This window comes from Agromyces sp. S2-1-8, assembly GCF_021129215.1.
Classification (GTDB): Bacteria; Actinomycetota; Actinomycetes; order Actinomycetales; family Microbacteriaceae; genus Agromyces; species Agromyces chromiiresistens.
Genome location: NZ_JAJOLP010000001.1, coordinates 3,158,843 through 3,174,846 on the forward strand (window position 1 = coordinate 3,158,843; position 16,004 = coordinate 3,174,846).

The following is a 16,004-nucleotide window of genomic DNA, read 5'->3' on the forward strand; positions in this document are numbered from 1 at the left end:
GTGGGCCCGCTGCCCCCCATTGTAGGTCGCCGCGGGCGCACCGCCGCGGGGCGGTCAGGCCCTCGCGGTCTCACCTGCGTCGTCGTCGTGCTCGCCGGGCTCGGACGGGGGCGGAACGACCTCGACGACGTCGATCACGACGACCGTCACGTTGTCGCGCCCGCCGTTTCCGAGTGCGGCGTCGACCAGCTGGGTGGCGGCCTTCTCGGCCTTCGGATTGGCGACGAGGAAGTGGCGGATGCCGTAGGACGTGAGCTCCTTCGTGAGCCCGTCGGAGCAGACGAGCAGCCGCATGCCCTCCTCGACGGCGATCGCCCGATAGTCGGGGATGGGCGCCTCGTGGAATCCGACCGCCCGCGTGATGACGTTCGAGTGCGGGTGCGTGTCGGCCTCTTCGCGCGTGATCTGCCCGGCATCGACGAGCTCCTGCACGATCGAGTGGTCGACCGTGAGCTGCTCGAGGACGCCGCCGACGAGGCGGTAGACCCGCGAGTCTCCGATGTTGAAGACGATCCATGCCGGTTCGCCCGAGATGAGCCCGAGGGCCGCGCCGGTCACCGTGGTCCCGCTGCCCTCGTCGGTGACGCCGGCGCCCCGCCCCATGTCCTGCACGGCGCGATGCAGCGACGCGTCGATCTCGGCCGTGCCGATGACCGGCTTGCCGCCGTGCTCGGCGAGCCGCGTCACGACGGCGGCGCTCGCGAAATCGCCCGCCGCATGTCCGCCCATGCCGTCCGCCACCGCGAAGACGGGTGCCTGCGCCACGTAGCTGTCCTCATTGACCTCGCGCCGCAGGCCGGTGTCGGTGATCGCGGCCCACGCGAGGGTGATCTCGGTGCCGTCGGGCAGCGCGATCCGATGGCGCGCGTTGCCGTTGCCTATCTGCGTCACGTGTTCGGCCTGTCTCGCGTGGGGTGATCGACTCCGGGGGGTGGGAGGATCTCGACGATCGTATCGTCTCCGAGATCGAGGCTCATGCCCGGCACGACGACGATCGACTCGCCCGCACGCAATCGCCGGGGCGCGCGCGGCCCGATCACGGTCGTGCCGTTCGTCGAGCGCAGGTCGCTCGCGACCAGACGTGCGCCCTCGACCCTGAGCTCGAGGTGGGTCGACGAGACGATCCTGCCCGGCGAGTCGACGGCGATGAGCCGGGGCACGCCGTGGACGCCCGGGATCCTCGGGGCACCGGGCCTCCGGCCGATGAGCACCGAGCCCTGCGGCACGAACGGGTCTCCCCCGGCCACGCGCACCTGCGGGAGCGCGGGGGCCGGGAGCTCCGGGGCCGACGCCGCGATCGTGCCATCCGGTCCCGTGCCGCCGTCCTCGGCGTCGATGGCCGCCGCGCTCGCGCTGTAGACCGTGTCCGCGTCGGCCGAGGCGACGGCGCGCTGCCATTCGACGGCGGACGCTCGCAGCCTCGCCCGCGCGTGCGCGACGACCGTGCCACCCGTGACGGGTTCGAGCACGGATGCGGCGCCGGTGAGTCGAACGGCCGACACGTCGTGGAACTCCGCGAGATGCCAGGGCTTGATGCCTCGCCCGTCGAATCGTCGACTGCCGCCGGGCGACTCGAGGTCGACGACCGCTCCCCCGCGCACGACGGCGGTCACGGATCCGGGGTCGTCGCCCATCCACCACACGAGCGCGAAATCCTGCTCGTCGTCATCAAGCCGCGCCGGGATCGCAGCCACGAGCGACTCGAGCGCCAGCCCGTGGTCGGCGGCGACACCGGCGAGCGCCGCGAGGACGTCATCGGCTGCGGGGGCGGCGAGCACGACGACGAAGCGCTCGCCGACGATGGCGTCCCAGGCTGCGGCGCCCGGGATCGCGTGGCTCGACACCGTCCCTCGTGGCATGTCGTCCAGTCTTCCACCGACCGGACCGCGCCGCGCGACGCGCATCCACCAGCCGAGGCCGCGGCGCACGCCCGAGATGGACCTCGATTACCAGCCAGCACCATGGAATCAGTCGTGAATGGCTCGAGAATCGACGGAATCACTTGCCAGAGGCATCCTTCACTGTCACAATCGAGCCATGACGAACGCAGGTCGTTCCAACGGGCATCGACCCGTGCAGCTCGACGAGGTGTCGAAGGCGATCATCGAGCAGCTGCAGGCCGATGGCCGTCGGTCGTACGCCGACATCGGCAAAGCGGTCGGACTGTCCGAGGCGGCCGTGCGCCAGCGCGTGCAACGACTCACCGAGTCGGGGGTGATGCAGATCGTCGCGGTCACCGACCCCATGCAGCTCGGCTTCACCCGGCAGGCGATGATCGGCATCCGCGCGTCCGGCGACACCCGCGTCCTGGCCGAACAGCTGGGCGAGATCCCCGAGATCGACTACGTCGTGCTCACCGCGGGCAGCTTCGACCTGCTCGCCGAGGTGGTGTGCGAGAACGACGAGGAACTCATCACCCTGCTCAACACGCGCATCCGCAGCCTCGACGGCGTGAACGCGACCGAGACGTTCGTCTACCTCAAGCTCCAGAAGCAGTTCTACAACTGGGGCACTCGCTAAGAAGGGAAGAACATGACCGACACGGTCTACGACAACGCTGCACTGCAGCAACAGGCGAAGGACCATCTCTGGATGCACTTCGCCCGGCAGTCCACGATGGAGACCTCGGGCGTGCCGATCATCACCCGCGGCGAGGGCCACCGCGTCTTCGACATCAACGGCAAGAGCTACATCGACGGCCTCGCGGGACTCTTCGTGGTCAACGCCGGCCACGGCCGCAAGCGTCTCGCGCAGGCGGGCGCCAAGCAGGCGGAGGAGCTCGCGTTCTTCCCGATCTGGTCGTACGCGCACCCGAAGGCGATCGAGCTCGCCGACCGCCTCGCCGGCTACGCACCCGGCGACCTCAACCACGTGTTCTTCTCGACCGGCGGCGGCGAGGCGGTCGAGACCGCCTACAAGCTCGCGAAGAACTACTGGAAGCTCATGGGCAAGCCGAGCAAGTACAAGGTCATCTCGCGCGCCCTCGCGTACCACGGCACGCCGCAGGGCGCTCTCGCCGTGACCGGACTGCCGATCAAGGCGCCGTTCGAGCCGATCACCCCCGGTGGCCTGCGCGTGCCGAACACGAACTTCTACCGCGCCGCCGACATGGGCGCGCCGACCGAGAGCGAAGAGGCGTTCGGCATCTGGGCTGCCAACCGCATCGAGGAGCAGATCCTCATGGAGGACCCCGACACCGTCGCGGCCGTCTTCCTCGAGCCCGTGCAGAACTCCGGCGGGTGCTTCCCGCCGCCCGCCGGTTATTTCCAGCGCGTGCGCGAGATCTGCGACAAGTACGACGTGCTGCTCGTCTCGGACGAGGTCATCTGCGCCTTCGGCCGCATCGGCCACATGTTCGCCTGCGACGAGTACGGCTACGTGCCCGACATGATCACCTGCGCCAAGGCGATGACCTCGGGCTACGCCCCGATGGGCGCGACGATCATCAACGAGCGCATCTACGAGCCGTTCTCGAAGGGCGACACGACCTTCTACCACGGCTACACGTGGGCGGGTCACCCGGTCTCGGCCGCGGTCGCACTGGAGAACCTCGACATCTTCGAAGAGGAGCACCTCCTCGAGCACGTGCGGGAGAACTCGCCGTTGTTCCGCGCCGAGCTCGAGAAGCTCAGCGACCTGCCGATCGTCGGCGACGTGCGCGGTGCCGGCTACTTCTTCGCCGTCGAGCTCGTGAAGGACAAGGCCACGCGCGAGACCTTCAACGAGGACGAGTCCGAGCGGCTGCTCCGCGGCTTCCTCTCGACGGCGCTGTTCGACGCCGGCCTCTACTGCCGCGCCGACGACCGAGGCGATCCCGTGATCCAGCTCTCGCCGCCGCTCACGATCGGCGTGCCCGAGTTCCAGGAGATCGAGCAGATCCTCCGGAGCGTGCTGACCGAGGCGTCGAACCGCATCTGATCGCTGCCCCTTCGTCCTTCGAACCCGGTGGCGGGCTCCCGTGAGTCCGCCACCGGGTTCGTCGTCTTCGGCCGTCACGCCTCATCGAGTCGTGGGGGTCGAGTGAACGCCCAGTCCGGCAGCGCTCCCGTGCCGAGGTAGTGTTCGAGCAGCCGAGCCATCGAGTAGTCGGGGTCCGCAGTGAGCACGGCGTCGAGCAGCGCACCGGCGGCCGATCCGCGCCCGAGCGCCCAGCAGAGCCATGCGGCGATGCAGAGCGGGCCCGAGCGATGGCTCGCCGGGGCGTCTGCGACGACCTCGCGCACGACGACGAGTGCGCGCTCGAGCCGCGCGCGATCCGGTTGCAGGCCAGTCCTGCCGAGCATGAGCCGCGAGAGGAACTCGCTGACCTCGAGCCCCGGGCCGTGCCCGGCGAACTCTCGGCGGATGAGCGCATCGACCGACTCGCCCTGGGCCTCTGCGCGTTCGGCGAGGTCGACGGCGTCGTCGTGCGCCGCGGCGCCGACGACGGGGCCGAAGGCGAACTGCAGCATCATGCCGTCGCGGAACACCGGTCGCGAAGCGAGGTGCAGGAACCACGCCCGCCGCAGCGCCGAGGACGCCCGCGGTGCGAGCAGCCGTTCGACGAGCTCGACGGGGTCGACGTCGTCGCCCAGCGCACGGAAGATCGTGTCGCCGGCGTCGGCTCGCTCGATCCGTCGCAGCTCGCGCGCGATCGCCGCGGCGCGGTGCTCGTCGGGTTCCGGCAGCCTCGCCGGCGCCGACGGCCCCTCGGCGAGCTCGTCGTGCGGATGGAGGCCGCGCGCCGGCACGACGTCGAGCTCCTCGAGCGGCCGCCCGCCGGACGGCAGCTCTGCGTCGAGGAAGGACCCCCAACCGTCGGCGGCACGGCAGAGCGCGTCGCGCACGCCGAAGCCGGCTTCCGCGGCGCGACGGCACAGCAGTTCGACGAGCCTCCGTTCGGGCGCGCCGCCGTGGTCGGCGAACCCCTCGTCGGTGTAGACGACCGGTGCGATCGCATCGACGCCCGGCATCCTGCACAGGGACGAGATGACGGCCGAGACGAGCGCAGTGCGATCGCGCGACCGGCGCGGCAGGTCGTGACGCAGGACGCCGAGGGTGCGGCGCCCCTCGAACGCGACGCACACGAGCGACTGCGCCGGCATGAAGCCTGCGAGCCTCGGCACGAGGGCGAGGAACTCTTGCGCCGAACCGGCGCGGATGATCGTGGTCATGGACCGAGACTGGCTGCCGTCGACCACTTGAGGCTCGCCGCGCAGGTTCGGTCGCCGCCCACGGAGGTGTGGAGGACGGGACGGCCACCCGTCCTCGACCGTCGCGGCCTCACTCGGGTGTTCCGCGATGTCTGAATTCCGCGAGCCGCCGTCAGCGGCCGCAGTTACGCTCGACGCATGACCAACGAGTACCTCATCCGCCTCGACAGCCCGATCGGCCGGCTCGAGGTCGTCGCCGACGATGCGGCCGTGACCGCGCTGACGATCGAACGAGACGGCGTCCTCCCCCGCGACGGCGAGCCCGAGCGCTCCAATCCCGTCCTCGAACACGCGAGGCGCGAGCTCGACGAGTACTTCGCCGGCACGCGCACCGAATTCGACGTGCCCGTCCGGTGGCACGGCACCCCGTTCCAGGAGTCGGTGTGGCGCGAGCTCTCGAGACTCGGCTGGGGCGAGGCGACCTCGTACGGATCGCTGGCCGCGGCCGTCGGCCGGCCCGGCGCGTCGCGTGCGATCGGTGGTGCGGTGGGGGCCAATCCGGTGCCGATCCTCGTCGGCTGCCATCGCGTGCTCGCGGCCGACGGCCGGATCACCGGCTACTCGGCCGGTGAGGGCATCCCGACCAAGCTCTGGCTGCTCGGGCACGAGCGCATCGGCTTCGCCGCGTGAGCGTCATCCCCCGCCCCGACGTCGTCGTCGGCGACGACGGTCGTGCCCGCTGCGCGTGGGGCGCGAGCGACCCCGAGTACCGCCGCTACCACGACGAGGAGTGGGGCACGCCGCAACACGATCCGGTACGGCTCTACGAGAAGGTCTGCCTCGAGGGATTCCAGGCCGGACTGTCGTGGATCACGATCCTGCGCCGCCGCGAGGCGTTCCGGGAGGTGTTCCACGGATTCGATCCCGCACGCGTGGCGGAGATGACCGACCACGATGTCGAGCGCCTGCTCGGGGACGCCCGCATCATCCGGCACCGCGGCAAGATCCGGGCGACGATCACGAACGCCCGCGCCACCCTCGCCCTCGATCGCTCCCTCGACGAGCTGCTCTGGGGGTTCGCACCGCCACCGCGAACGATCGCGCCGGCCTCGTTCGCCGAGGTCCCGGCGACGACGCCGGAGTCCATCGCCATGAGCCGAGAACTGCGCCGCCGCGGGTTCGCCTTCGTAGGCCCGACCACGATGTACGCGCTCATGCAGGCCGCGGGAATGGTCGACGATCACGTCGCCGGCTGCTTCAGGGCGAGGCATCACGGCGGCGCCTGACGGCCGCCGGGCCGGGCGCGCGGCACGCCCCTGAGATCCTTGACACCGTCGAATCCCGCAGGCTACGTTGAGCCCACTTCGGGGGACAGGCAACGACGCCCGGACCATCGATCCGAAGCCGCTCGCCGGCTGGGCGAGCGGAGACGCTCATCATAGAAGGAGCACTGCATGCGATTCACGAGAACGCTCGCGCTGGCCGCCACCGCGGCTGCCGCGCTCACTGTCGGCACCGTCATCCCGGCTGCCGGCGCAACCCCGCTCGATTCCGACGTCCCCTCCTACCAGGAGTTCGCGGCATCGACGTACCGAGACATCGACGGCGGCTACATCGTCAACGGAGACGAACTGATCTCGGGCCAGAGCGACCTGCGGTCGTTCTACGAGCAGCTCGTCGGACCCGAGACGCCGACCGACGGCCTCATCGTCAACACGGTCAACGGCGCCGACGACAAGTGGTCCGCTTCGCAGGTGGGCAACCTCACCTATTGCGTCAGCACGAAGTTCGGCACTCGTCACGCCGACGTCGTCAGTGCGATGGCGAGCGGCGCCGCCCTTTGGGAGTCCGCATCGTCGAAGATCGACTTCGTCTACGTGAGCAGCGCCGACAGCCAGTGCACGACGCGCAACAAGTCGGTCCTGTTCTCGGTCGAGCCGGTGCAGACCTCGCAGTACATCGCTCGCGCCTTCTTCCCGAGCTCGCCCGACCGACAGCAGAACGTGCTCATCGACGACTCGATCTGGAGCTCGGGCGCTTGGACGCCGACCAACATCCTCGGCCACGAGCTCGGCCACACCCTCGGCTTCCGGCACGAGCACACGCGCCCCGAATCGGGCACGTGCTTCGAAGACAACAACTGGCGTCCGCTGACGCCGTACGACTCGGCGTCGATCATGCACTACCCGCAGTGCAACGGCTCGTCCGACGACCTGTCCATGACGAGCAGCGACCGCGCGGGCGTCGTCGCACTCTACGGCAACTGAGACACCGCTTCTGAGGTCTCCCGTCTGAGTCCGCTGGGTCCGGTCGTGTTCGACCGGACCCAGCGGTCAGCTCGAGGCGATGCGCAACGGGCCCGCCCCCGTCTTCCTCCTCGTGCACGGTGCACGGTGGCGGGCCACAGGGCGCGGCTGCACGCGTCGGTGGTGCAGGAAGCCGTCGCACTCGCGAGATGGCGGACCCGGGATCGCGAGACGGCGATTCAGGCGACGAGTTCGACCTCGCGCGGCTGGGTCGCCCCGCGGTCTTCGCCGAGCCGCATCGAGAACCCCTCGACCTTTGCCCAGTCGATCAGGTCGTCGACGGTGGCGAGCTCGGGGCGCCGAGCGAGCACGGCCCGCGTGAAGCGCCCCTTCGCCTGCTTGTTGAAGTGGTTGAGGGCGCGCTTGCGGCCGGCGCCGTCGATCGAGACGACGCGCACGTACACGCTGTCCCGGCGGGCGGGCGCCGGGCCGAGCTCCGCATAGCCCTCCGACCGGAGGTCGATGATCAGACCGGGTTCGCGCTCCAGCACGCCGGCGAGGTGATCGCGCCAGAACGACTTGAGGCGCACGCCGGGCACTCGCGAGTCGTGCGAGAGCCGATATGCGGGAATCGGGTCGAGCGCACCGACGAGGCCGAAGAGTGCGGAATGCACGATGACCGTGCGAGCGGCGAACTCGCGAGCCGCGTCGTCGAGCGTCGGCGCGTCGAGGGCGTCGAAGAGCACACCGGTGTAGCGGTCGATCGCGGGCATCGTCGGGGCCGTGGCGAGCTCGCGGTTGCGCGCGACCTCGGCGGCTTGGCGCGGTCCGAGCTTGAGCGCCCGCATCGTCGCGTCGTGGTCGGCCGCGAGGTCGACGAGAGCGCTGGTCAGCTGCTCCCGCGGCTCTCGGAGGCCGTCGAAGGAGAGCGCGTCGAGCGACAATGGCGCACCGGGGCCGCCGTCGCGCTTCGTCTCGGACGGCGGGAGAAGCAGCAGCACTACGAACCGATGAATGCGAGTGCGGCTTCGACGTTCGTGCCCAGCGATTCGATGCTGTCGATGGTGACGCGCGGAAGCGCCGACGACGGGCCGGTCCAGGCGGCGTAGCCCTCGAGGCTCTGCTCGACGGCTCGCCAGGTGGTCTCCTCGAGGTGCGGCAGGCCGCGCTCGCGCTTCTCGAGCCTCGAGCGGTGCAGCGCTTCGTCGGAGCAGACGACCTCGATCACCCGGAGCCGGGCGTCGGTGCGGGCTGCGAGGTCCCGCCACTGCAGTCGCGCCGCCTCCGCGGCGTTCACCGCGTCGACGATGACGGTTCGGCCGGAGGCGAGCTCCTTCTCGGCGATCTCCTCGGCGACCAGGTACGCGGCGAGGCCGGTGGGCTGGTCGGCGTCGATCCCGGCCTTCAGAATGGCCGACTCGATCGGGTCGACCGACACGACCGTGGCGCCGAGGCGGGCGCCGACGATCTGGGCGATCGTCGACTTGCCCGCACCCGGCAGCCCGGCCATGACGATGAGCTGGGTGACGCTCAGGTCACCGAACTGACGGTCGAACGGTTGCTCCCCCGGCATCCGCTCCCCCTCAGGCGAGTTCGGCGCGGGACGCGACGACCTGCACCTGATCGGACTGGACTGAGAGGAATCCGTCTTCCGCCGAGGCGGTGATCTTCTCGCCGCCCGGCAGGGTGACGCGCACCTCGCCGCTCGCGAGGATCGCGAGCATCGGCTCGTGCCCCGGGAGGATGCCGATCTCGCCTTCGACGGTCTTGGCGACCACCATGGCCGCCTCGCCCGACCACACTTCGCGGTCGGCCGAGACGACGCTCACGTTGAGGGCGGCCATGCTCAGCCGTTCTCCTTCTGGATCTGCGCCCACTTCTCTTCCACGTCGGAGATCGGGCCGACGTTGAAGAACGCCTGCTCGGCGACGTGGTCGAAGTCGCCCCGGGCGATCGCGTCGAACGACTCGATGGTGTCCTTCAGCGGGACCGTCGAACCCTCGACACCCGTGAACTTCTTCGCCATGTAGGTGTTCTGCGAGAGGAACTGCTGGATCCGGCGCGCGCGGGCCACGGTGATCTTGTCTTCCTCGGAGAGCTCGTCGACACCGAGGATGGCGATGATCTCCTGCAGTTCCTTGTTCTTCTGGAGGATCTGCTTGACCGTGGTCGCGACGCGGTAGTGGTCGGCGCCCAGGTAGCGCGGGTCCATGATGCGCGACGTCGACGTCAGCGGGTCGATCGCGGGGTACAGACCCTTCGACGCGATCTCACGCGAGAGCTCGGTCGTGGCGTCGAGGTGGGCGAACGTGGTCGCCGGGGCCGGGTCGGTGTAGTCGTCGGCCGGGACGTAGATCGCCTGCAGCGAGGTGATCGAGTGGCCGCGCGTCGAGGTGATGCGCTCCTGCAGGATGCCCATCTCGTCGGCGAGGTTCGGCTGGTAGCCCACAGCGGAGGGCATGCGGCCGAGCAGCGTCGACACCTCGGAGCCCGCCTGGGTGAAGCGGAAGATGTTGTCGATGAAGAGCAGCACGTCCTGCTTCTGCACGTCGCGGAAGTACTCGGCCATCGTGAGGGCCGAGAGGGCGACGCGCAGACGCGTCCCGGGCGGCTCGTCCATCTGGCCGAAGACGAGGGCGGTCTTGTCGAAGACGCCCGCCTCCTCCATCTCGTGGATGAGGTCGTTGCCCTCACGGGTGCGCTCGCCGACGCCGGCGAACACCGACACGCCGCCGTGGTCCTGCGCGACGCGCTGGATCATCTCCTGGATGAGGACGGTCTTGCCGACGCCCGCACCGCCGAAGAGGCCGATCTTTCCACCCTGCACGTACGGGGTGAGGAGGTCGATCGACTTGATGCCGGTCTCGAAGAGCTGCGTCTTCGACTCGAGCTGGTCGAAGGCCGGGGGCTTGCGGTGGATCGGCCAGCGCTCGGTGACCTCGATGGTCTCGCCGGGCTCGAGGTTCAGCACCTCGCCCATGACGTTGAAGACCTTGCCCTTGGTGACGTCGCCGACGGGCACCGAGATGGGGGCGCCGGTGTCGCGAACCTCCTGGCCGCGGACCAGGCCGTCGGTCGGCTTGAGGGCGATCGCACGCACGACGTCGTCGCCCAGGTGCTGCGCGACCTCGAGGTTCAGAGTCGTGGTCGTGCCGCCGATGGTGACGTCGGTCTGGAGGGCGTTGTAGATCTCGGGGATCGAGTCGTGCGGGAACTCGATGTCGACGACGGGGCCCGTCACGCGGGCGATGCGGCCGACGGCGACGGCCTGGTCGGCGACCATGTCGATGGTGTCAGTCATTTCTGCTCACTCTTTCTGGATTGCTACTTGGCGGCGACGAGCGCGTCCGCGCCGCCCACGATCTCGGAGATCTGCTGCGTGATCTCGGCCTGGCGGGCATTGTTCGCCAGGCGGGTGTAGTCGGTGATGAGCTTGTCGGCGTTGTCGGACGCCGACTTCATCGCCTTCTGCGTGGCCGCGTGCTTGGCGGCGGCCGACTGCAGCAGGGCATTGAAGATGCGGCTCTCGATGTACACCGGCAACAGGCCGTCGAGCACGGTCTCGACGTCGGGCTCGAACTCGTACAGCGGCTGCACCGTGGCATCGGGCTCTTCGACGCCTTCGACGACCTCGAGCGGCAGGAGACGCACGACCGTGGGGGTCTGCGTCATCATGCTGACGAAGGTGTTGTAGACGACGTGGATCTCGTCGACGCCGCCGTCGGAGGCGTCGCGCAGGAACGACTCGAGCACCGCGTCCGCGATCTCCTTGGCCAGCTCGAACTCGGGGCTCTCGCTCGATCCGACCCAGTCCTGCTCGAACTCGCGGTGCCGGAACTGGAAGTACCCGACCGCCTTGCGCCCGACGAGGAAGTACACGACCTCCTTGCCCTGCGAGCGGAGGAGCTCGGCGAGCTCCTCCGCTTCGCGAAGCACCTGCGAGTTGAACGCACCGGCGAGGCCGCGGTCGCTCGTGAGGATCACGATCGCCGCACGCTCGATCTTCTCGGGCTCGGTCGTCAGCACGTGGTCGACGTTCGAGTACGTCGCCACGGCCGAGACGGCACGGGTGATCGCCCGCGAGTACGGCGTCGAAGCCGCCACCCTCGCCTGCGCCTTCTGGATGCGCGAGGCGGCGATGAGCTCCATCGCCTTGGTGATCTTCTTCGTCGTCTGGGCAGACTTGATCTTCTGCCGGTAGACCCGAAGTTGCGCTCCCATGTCTCTCCTGTATCCCTACGTCAGCGGTTCAGATCGTCCGATCGCCTCAGCGGCGACCCTTGACGATCTTCTCCTGGTTGACGTCTTCGGCGGCGATGGCCTCGAACTGCTCCGAGCCGACCGAGGCGAGCGGCTTGCCCTCGCCGGTCTGGAACTCGCCCTTGAAGGTCGAGACCGACGACTCGAGCTTCGAGATGGTCTCGTCCTCGAGCTTGTTCGTCGAGCGGAGCACGTCGAGCACGTCGGTGTTGCGGCGCAGGTAGTCGAGGAACTCGGCCTCGAAGCGGAGGATGTCCTCGACCGGAACCTCGTCGAGGTGGCCCTTCGTGCCGGCCCAGATCGAGACGACCTGGTCTTCGACGGGGTACGGCGAGTACTGCGGCTGCTTGAGCAGCTCGGTCAGGCGCGCGCCGCGGGCGAGCTGGCGACGGCTCGCCGCGTCGAGGTCGGAGGCGAACATCGCGAAGGCCTCGAGCGAGCGGTACTGGGCGAGCTCGAGCTTCAGCGTGCCCGAGACCGACTTGATCGACTTGACCTGCGCGTCGCCACCGACTCGCGAGACCGAGATGCCGACGTCGACGGCCGGGCGCTGGTTCGCGTTGAAGAGGTCGGACTGGAGGAAGATCTGGCCGTCGGTGATCGAGATCACGTTCGTCGGGATGTAGGCCGAGACGTCGTTCGCCTTGGTCTCGATGATCGGGAGGCCCGTCATCGAACCGGCGCCGAGCTCGTCGGAGAGCTTGGCGCAACGCTCGAGGAGACGCGAGTGCAGGTAGAAGACGTCACCGGGGTACGCCTCACGGCCCGGCGGGCGGCGGAGGAGGAGCGACACGGCGCGGTACGCCTCGGCCTGCTTCGACAGGTCGTCGAAGATGATGAGGACGTGCTTCGAGTCGTACATCCAGTGCTGGCCGATGGCCGAGCCGGTGTACGGCGCGAGGTACTTGAAGCCCGCCGGGTCGGAGGCCGGGGCGGCGACGATGGTGGTGTACTCCATCGCGCCGGCGTCTTCGAGGGCGCCCTTCACCGAGGCGATGGTCGAGCCCTTCTGGCCGATCGCGACGTAGATGCAGCGGACCTGCTTCGACGGGTCGCCGGACTCCCAGTTCGCCTTCTGGTTGATGATCGTGTCGATCGCGATCGCGGTCTTGCCGGTCTGGCGGTCGCCGATGATGAGCTGGCGCTGGCCGCGGCCGACCGGAATCATCGCGTCGATGGCCTTGATGCCGGTCTGGAGCGGCTCGTGCACCGACTTGCGCTGCATGACGCCGGGCGCCTGCAGCTCGAGGGCGCGGCGGCCCTCGATGCCGGTGATCTCGCCGAGACCGTCGATCGGGTTGCCGAGCGGGTCGACGACGCGGCCGAGGTAGCCCTCGCCCACGGGCACCGAGAGGACCTCGCCCGTGCGGGTCACCTCCATGCCCTCTTCGATGCCGGTGAACTCGCCGAGCACGACGACGCCGATCTCGTCCTCTTCGAGGTTGAGCGCGAGGCCGAGCGTGCCGTCGGCGAAGCGAACGAGCTCGTTCGCCATGACCGACGGGAGACCGCCCACGTGCGCGATGCCGTCGGCGGCGTCGGTGACGTACCCGACCTCGGTCTTCTGCGCCTGGCCCGGCTCGTACGACGAGACGAACTCCGAGAGAGCCGAACGGATCTCGTCGGGGCTGATGGAGAGTTCTGCCATTGCCATTTCCTTTTCTGGGCCGGGCCGTGTGGGCGCCGGTTTCAGCTTCTCTGTGTGGCGGCGCTGCACGCCGGTCGTGGTTTCAACCGGCGTCAGCCGGCAAGCTTCTGCCTCAGCGAGCCGAGGCGGCTGGCGACGCTGCCGTCGATGACGTCGTCGCCGATCTGGATGCGGACTCCGCCGATGAGGGCGGGGTCGACGATCGTGTCGAATCGGATGGGGCGCCCGGCCTGGGCGGCGAGGCCCTGCTCGAGGCGACCGAGCTGCTCGGCCGAGAGCGGGACGGCGGTCGTGACGGTCGCCACGTCGAACCCGCGCTGGTCGGCCACGACGGATGCCGCGTGCCTGAGCGCCTCGCCGATGCGACGGCCGCGGGGCTGCTCGACGAGATGGCGCACGATCGCGACGGTCTGCGGCGCGGCCTTGCCGTCGAGCAGCCGGTTGACGAGCCGCGTCTTCGCCTCGGGCGCGCTGAGCTTCGAACCGAGCGCGAGCTCGAGCTCGGAGTCGGACGCGACCGTACGGTCGAACGCGAAGAGCTCGGCGTCGATGTCGACGCCCTTCGCGGCGGAGTCGGCCGCGACGCGGTAGCCGAGGTCTTCGACACCCGCGAGGAAGTCGTCGCCCGACGACCAGCGGCGCGTCGCCGCGGTCACGAGCAGTGCGACCGACTCGGCCGGAAGCTGCGATCCGAACACGCGCTCGACGAGCGCGCGCTTCTGGGCGACGTCGGCTTCGGCGTCGGTGAGCGCCGTGCGCAGCTGCGCGGACGAACCGATCACCCGGCCGGCGGCGAGGAGGCCCTCGGCGACCGGAAGTTCGGCCCGGCCGAGCTCGGCGAGCGCAGCCCGCGACCCGGCCAGGGCCTCTCTCGTAGCGCTACCCATGGATTACTTCTTCCCTCCGGCGGCCGCCTCGGAGGCCTCCAGGTCGGCGAGGAAGCGATCGACGACCGCGGTCGCCTTCGCGTCGTCGGAGAGCGACTCGCCGATGACGCCCGACGCGAGGTCGATCGCCAGCGTGCCCACCTCGGAGCGGAGCGAGACGAGCGCGCTCTGGCGCTCGGCCTCGATCTGCGCCTGGGCGCTCGCGGTGACGCGAGCGGCTTCGGCGACGGCGGTGTCCTTCGCCTCGGCGACGATCTTCTTGCCGTCTTCGCGGGCCGTCTCGCGGATGCGTCCGGCCTCGGTGCGCGCGTCGGCGAGCTGGGCGGTGTACTCCTCGAGGGCCGCCTCGGCCTTGCGCTGGGCCTCGTCGGCCTTCGCGATGTTGCCTTCGATCGCCTCAGCACGCTCGTCGAGCAGCTTCTGGACGCGCGGAAGCACGTACTTCCAGAAGAAGAGGAGGAGGATGACGAAGATGACCCCCGACCAGACGAGGTCGTAGACCTCGGGGATCAGCGGGTTGCGCGTCGTACTCTCCTCCGCGGCGCTCACTACAGAGTGAAGCATGTGTTGACTCCTCGCGGGGCTGGAGGGTTTACGGGAACGGGATGAAGGCGACGGCGATGCCGACGAAGGCGAGCGCCTCGGTGAAGGCGATACCGATCCACATCAGGACCTGCAGGCGGCCGGCGAGCTCGGGCTGGCGAGCGACGCCCTCGATCGTCTTGCCGACGACGATGCCCACGCCGATGGCCGGGCCGATGGCTGCGAGGCCGTAACCGACCGAGGCGATGTGTCCGTTGATCTCCGCGAGAACGGTCGTTGCGTCCACGTTGTTTACCTTTCGTTGTGGTGGAGTTGTGGGCGGGGATGCCCGAGTCGTGCGATCAGTGCTCTTCGGCGACGGCCAGCTGGATGTAGACCGCCGTCAGCACGGTGAAGACGTACGCCTGGAGCACCGCGACGAGGATCTCGAACACCGTGAAGGCGAACCCGAAGGCGAAGGTGCCGACGCCCATGAGCTTGAACCAGCCGGGCGCCGAGAACAGGAAGAACCAGGTCGCCGAGAAGCAGAGCACGAGCAGCATGTGGCCGACGAGCATGTTCATCAGGAGTCGGAGCGTCAGCGTCACCGGTCGGATGATGAACGTCGAGATGAACTCGATCGGGGTGACGATGAAGTACACCGGCCACGGCACGCCCGCGGGGAACAGCGCGTTCTTGAAGAAGTTCGCGGGACTCTTCTTGACGCCCGCGTAGATGAACGTGACGTACGAGATCGCCGCGAGCACGAACGGCACGCCGATGACCGAGGTGCCCGCGATGTTCAGGCCGGGGAAGATGCCCGTCAGGTTCATGAACAGGATCATGAAGAACATCGTCGTGAGGATCGGCAGGAACCGCTTGCCGTCCTTCTTGCCGAGCAGATCGTCGGAGATGTTCACGCGGACGAGGTCGAGGCCCATCTCCACGAGGCTCTGGAAGCGCCCGGGCACGACCCGCATGCGGCGGGTGCCGAGCCAGAAGATCACGAGCAGCGCGATGATCGCGATGATGCGGACCATCATGACCCGGTTGATCGCGAACGGCGTGCCCTCGAAGAGGAAGATTTCGGGGAAGAACTCGTCGAGACTGGGCCCGTGGAATCCGCCTTCGTCGGCGGCGGTCAGAACCAGCTGGTTCAGAGCGTGTGCTAGCAGGGCTCTCTCCTGTTTCGGGGCGTGGAGCAGGGGCTCTCGCGACGACGAACATCGGAAACGGATTTCGCACAGGCCTGAGCAGGGCGAAAACCGTGGGGGATCGCCATTACTCTAGCAAGACTTCTACGAGCAGA

At 69.0% G+C, this 16,004-nt stretch carries 18 protein-coding genes; 5 read left to right on the forward strand and 13 right to left on the reverse strand.

Features of this window, described 5'->3' with window-relative positions:
• Window positions 1-54 precede the first annotated feature (54 nt).
• Both LR269_RS14500 and LR269_RS14505 read right to left on the reverse strand, forming a co-directional pair.
• On the reverse strand, window positions 55-891 hold the full coding sequence (locus tag LR269_RS14500; RefSeq protein WP_231431465.1) for a PP2C family serine/threonine-protein phosphatase: 837 nt from the start codon (window positions 889-891) through the stop codon (window positions 55-57).
• On the reverse strand, window positions 888-1,859 hold the full coding sequence (locus tag LR269_RS14505; protein WP_231431466.1) for an FHA domain-containing protein: 972 nt from the start codon (window positions 1,857-1,859) through the stop codon (window positions 888-890). The genes LR269_RS14500 and LR269_RS14505 overlap by 4 nt, the downstream gene beginning before the upstream one ends.
• A 178-nt stretch (window positions 1,860-2,037) precedes the next feature.
• Here LR269_RS14505 and LR269_RS14510 point away from each other — a divergent pair, with 178 nt between their 5' ends.
• Entirely contained in the window at window positions 2,038-2,520 is a 483-nt protein-coding gene (locus tag LR269_RS14510) for an Lrp/AsnC family transcriptional regulator (RefSeq protein WP_231431467.1), read from the forward strand.
• Between the two features lie 12 nt (window positions 2,521-2,532).
• Window positions 2,533-3,918 carry an aspartate aminotransferase family protein gene (locus LR269_RS14515; protein ID WP_231431468.1) on the forward strand — a complete coding sequence of 462 codons (1,386 nt, stop codon included), beginning with the start codon at window positions 2,533-2,535 and terminating at the stop codon, window positions 3,916-3,918.
• Between the two features lie 74 nt (window positions 3,919-3,992).
• Here the strand turns inward: LR269_RS14515 and LR269_RS14520 are convergent, their stop codons facing one another.
• Window positions 3,993-5,153 carry a DUF4192 family protein gene (locus LR269_RS14520; RefSeq protein WP_231431469.1) on the reverse strand — a complete coding sequence of 387 codons (1,161 nt, stop codon included), beginning with the start codon at window positions 5,151-5,153 and terminating at the stop codon, window positions 3,993-3,995.
• A 177-nt stretch (window positions 5,154-5,330) separates the two neighbouring features.
• Between LR269_RS14520 and LR269_RS14525 the strand changes: the two genes are divergently transcribed.
• From LR269_RS14525 to LR269_RS14535, 3 genes are all read left to right on the forward strand, one after another.
• Entirely contained in the window at window positions 5,331-5,822 is a 492-nt protein-coding gene (locus LR269_RS14525) for a methylated-DNA--[protein]-cysteine S-methyltransferase (RefSeq protein WP_231431470.1), read from the forward strand.
• Window positions 5,823-5,827: 5 nt separating this feature from the next.
• Window positions 5,828-6,418 carry a DNA-3-methyladenine glycosylase I gene (locus LR269_RS14530; protein ID WP_231432361.1) on the forward strand — a complete coding sequence of 197 codons (591 nt, stop codon included), beginning with the start codon at window positions 5,828-5,830 and terminating at the stop codon, window positions 6,416-6,418.
• Window positions 6,419-6,586: 168 nt separating this feature from the next.
• Window positions 6,587-7,399: a M57 family metalloprotease gene (locus LR269_RS14535; protein ID WP_231431471.1), complete on the forward strand. Its 813-nt coding sequence runs from the start codon at window positions 6,587-6,589 to the stop codon at window positions 7,397-7,399.
• Between the two features lie 218 nt (window positions 7,400-7,617).
• Here LR269_RS14535 and LR269_RS14540 read toward each other — a convergent pair whose 3' ends face one another.
• The 10 genes from LR269_RS14540 to atpB all read right to left on the reverse strand — a co-directional run bounded on the left by LR269_RS14540 (window position 7,618) and on the right by atpB (window position 15,855).
• On the reverse strand, window positions 7,618-8,379 hold the full coding sequence (locus tag LR269_RS14540; protein WP_231431472.1) for a YaaA family protein: 762 nt from the start codon (window positions 8,377-8,379) through the stop codon (window positions 7,618-7,620).
• Window positions 8,379-8,951 (reverse strand): ATP-binding protein, encoded by a 573-nt coding sequence (locus tag LR269_RS14545; protein WP_231431473.1) that lies wholly within the window; start codon window positions 8,949-8,951, stop codon window positions 8,379-8,381. The genes LR269_RS14540 and LR269_RS14545 overlap by 1 nt, the downstream gene beginning before the upstream one ends.
• A gap of 10 nt (window positions 8,952-8,961) precedes the next feature.
• Complete coding sequence (locus LR269_RS14550; protein ID WP_231431474.1) at window positions 8,962-9,222, reverse strand: F0F1 ATP synthase subunit epsilon; 261 nt, start codon at window positions 9,220-9,222, stop codon at window positions 8,962-8,964.
• A 2-nt stretch (window positions 9,223-9,224) separates the two neighbouring features.
• Window positions 9,225-10,679 carry a F0F1 ATP synthase subunit beta gene (gene atpD / locus LR269_RS14555; RefSeq protein WP_231431475.1) on the reverse strand — a complete coding sequence of 485 codons (1,455 nt, stop codon included), beginning with the start codon at window positions 10,677-10,679 and terminating at the stop codon, window positions 9,225-9,227.
• Window positions 10,680-10,702: 23 nt separating this feature from the next.
• The gene (locus LR269_RS14560; RefSeq protein WP_231431476.1) at window positions 10,703-11,599 is read right to left on the reverse strand and encodes a F0F1 ATP synthase subunit gamma; all 897 of its coding nucleotides are present in this window, start codon (window positions 11,597-11,599) and stop codon (window positions 10,703-10,705) included.
• 46 nt (window positions 11,600-11,645) lie between these two features.
• Window positions 11,646-13,286: a F0F1 ATP synthase subunit alpha gene (gene atpA, locus LR269_RS14565; protein ID WP_231431477.1), complete on the reverse strand. Its 1,641-nt coding sequence runs from the start codon at window positions 13,284-13,286 to the stop codon at window positions 11,646-11,648.
• 92 nt (window positions 13,287-13,378) lie between these two features.
• Window positions 13,379-14,173 (reverse strand): F0F1 ATP synthase subunit delta, encoded by a 795-nt coding sequence (locus LR269_RS14570; protein ID WP_231431478.1) that lies wholly within the window; start codon window positions 14,171-14,173, stop codon window positions 13,379-13,381.
• A 3-nt stretch (window positions 14,174-14,176) separates the two neighbouring features.
• Window positions 14,177-14,737, reverse strand: a complete 561-nt coding sequence (locus LR269_RS14575; RefSeq protein WP_231431479.1) for a F0F1 ATP synthase subunit B — start codon at window positions 14,735-14,737, stop codon at window positions 14,177-14,179.
• A gap of 28 nt (window positions 14,738-14,765) precedes the next feature.
• The gene (gene atpE / locus LR269_RS14580; RefSeq protein ID WP_231431480.1) at window positions 14,766-15,002 is read right to left on the reverse strand and encodes an ATP synthase F0 subunit C; all 237 of its coding nucleotides are present in this window, start codon (window positions 15,000-15,002) and stop codon (window positions 14,766-14,768) included.
• 55 nt (window positions 15,003-15,057) lie between these two features.
• Window positions 15,058-15,855, reverse strand: a complete 798-nt coding sequence (gene atpB, locus LR269_RS14585) for a F0F1 ATP synthase subunit A (protein ID WP_231432362.1) — start codon at window positions 15,853-15,855, stop codon at window positions 15,058-15,060.
• Window positions 15,856-16,004: the final 149 nt, after the last annotated feature.

Coding starts and splice junctions, on each gene's coding strand:
- LR269_RS14570 (WP_231431478.1), bottom strand. CDS start 14,173: ATGGGTAGCGCTACGAGAGAGGCCCTGGCCGGGTCGCGGGCTGCGCTC.
- LR269_RS14525 (WP_231431470.1), top strand. CDS start 5,331: ATGACCAACGAGTACCTCATCCGCCTCGACAGCCCGATCGGCCGGCTC.
- atpD (WP_231431475.1), bottom strand. CDS start 10,679: ATGACTGACACCATCGACATGGTCGCCGACCAGGCCGTCGCCGTCGGC.
- LR269_RS14535 (WP_231431471.1), top strand. CDS start 6,587: ATGCGATTCACGAGAACGCTCGCGCTGGCCGCCACCGCGGCTGCCGCG.
- LR269_RS14550 (WP_231431474.1), bottom strand. CDS start 9,222: ATGGCCGCCCTCAACGTGAGCGTCGTCTCGGCCGACCGCGAAGTGTGG.
- LR269_RS14510 (WP_231431467.1), top strand. CDS start 2,038: ATGACGAACGCAGGTCGTTCCAACGGGCATCGACCCGTGCAGCTCGAC.
- LR269_RS14560 (WP_231431476.1), bottom strand. CDS start 11,599: ATGGGAGCGCAACTTCGGGTCTACCGGCAGAAGATCAAGTCTGCCCAG.
- atpA (WP_231431477.1), bottom strand. CDS start 13,286: ATGGCAGAACTCTCCATCAGCCCCGACGAGATCCGTTCGGCTCTCTCG.
- LR269_RS14520 (WP_231431469.1), bottom strand. CDS start 5,153: ATGACCACGATCATCCGCGCCGGTTCGGCGCAAGAGTTCCTCGCCCTC.
- LR269_RS14505 (WP_231431466.1), bottom strand. CDS start 1,859: ATGCCACGAGGGACGGTGTCGAGCCACGCGATCCCGGGCGCCGCAGCC.
- LR269_RS14545 (WP_231431473.1), bottom strand. CDS start 8,951: ATGCCGGGGGAGCAACCGTTCGACCGTCAGTTCGGTGACCTGAGCGTC.
- LR269_RS14575 (WP_231431479.1), bottom strand. CDS start 14,737: ATGCTTCACTCTGTAGTGAGCGCCGCGGAGGAGAGTACGACGCGCAAC.
- LR269_RS14515 (WP_231431468.1), top strand. CDS start 2,533: ATGACCGACACGGTCTACGACAACGCTGCACTGCAGCAACAGGCGAAG.